Source organism: Methanolobus profundi (genome assembly GCF_900114835.1).
Lineage (GTDB): Archaea > Halobacteriota > Methanosarcinia > Methanosarcinales > Methanosarcinaceae > Methanolobus > Methanolobus profundi.
Window position 1 is genome coordinate 1 of record NZ_FOUJ01000017.1, and the last position, 1,401, is coordinate 1,401.

Sequence of the window (1,401 nt, forward strand, 5' to 3'; positions counted from 1 at the left end):
GTCTAAGCACCGAATCCCGTGGAGAGCCGTAATGGCGAGAAGCGGGCGAATGTGTTATGGCGAAAGTCAGCTGCACCCGGGAACCCGTGAAAAGGAAGTCATGGGTCCGTACCGAGAACTGACACAGGTGCCCCTAGCTGAAAAGGCTAAGGCGTGTCGGAACAATTTGGCTAAGGGAATTCGGCAAATTAGCTCCGTAACTTCGGGAGAAGGAGTGCCTGCTGTGAAGACAGCAGGTCGCAGTGACAAGAGAGCTCTAACTGTCTAATATCAACATAGGAGATCGCAAACCCGTAAGGGCTAGTACGATCTCTGAATCCTGCTCAGTGCAGGTACCTGAAACCCCAGTTCAATGGGACGAAGGGCCTGTAAACAGCGGGGGTAACTATGACCCTCTTAAGGTAGCGTAGTACCTTGTCGCTTAATTGGCGACTCGCATGAATGGATCAATGAGAGCTCTACTGTCCCTAGCCAGAGTCCGGTGAAGCTTACTTTCTAGTGCACAGTCTAGAGACCTCTAGGGGGAAGTGAAGACCCCGTGGAGCTTTACTGCAGCCTGTCGTTGGGTTGTGATTTTGGATGTACAGTGTAGGTAGGAGACGTCGAAGTCGGTGCGCCAGCATCGATGGAGTCGCCATTGGGACACTACCCTTCTGAAATTACGACCCTAACTCCGAGAGGAGGACCCCGATAGGTGGGCAGTTTGCCTGGGGCGGGACGCCCTTGAAAAGATATCAAGGGCGCACAAAGGTTGACTCAAGTGGGTCGGAAACCCACTGAAGAGTGCAAGAGCATAAGTCAGCCTGACGTTATTCAGCACAGTAGTGGATGACGAGACGAAAGTCGGTTCTAGCGAACTTTTGAGCTCGCTTGGTGCGAGCCAAAAATGACAGAAAAGTTACCCCGGGGATAATTGAGTTGTTGCCGGCAAGAGCACATATCGACCCGGCAGCTTGCTACTTCGATGTCGGTTCTTTCCATCCTGGCCGTGCAGCAGCGGCCAAGGGTGAGGTTGTTCGCCTATTAAAGGAGATCGTGAGCTGGGTTTAGACCGTCGTGAGACAGGTCGGTTACTATCTACTAGAGGTGTCTGTGGTCTGAGGGTAAGCTACTTTTAGTACGAGAGGAACAGAGTAGCGGCGCCACTGGTGTATCAGTTGTCCGACAGGGCATCGCTGAGCAGCTACGCGCTAAGGAATAAGAGCTGAATGCATCTAAGCTCGAAATCTGACTTGAAAAGAGACCACGTTAAGGATTCCGGTACAAGACCGGTTTGATAGGGTCGGGATGTACGCACCAAGGCAACGAGGTGTTGAGTCCGCGGCTACTAATCATCCGTGCCTGTCCGTCTTGCTTTGTCCAGGCGAAATCTGATATGTGCATGTTTATTATACACTTTCA

Annotated in this window: 1 rRNA gene; it reads left to right on the top strand. The window is 51.9% G+C overall.

From position 1 onward, the window contains the following. Nucleotides 1-1,351 (top strand): 23S ribosomal RNA (locus BM008_RS15075); the annotation flags it as partial. Nucleotides 1,352-1,401 lie beyond the last annotated feature (50 nt).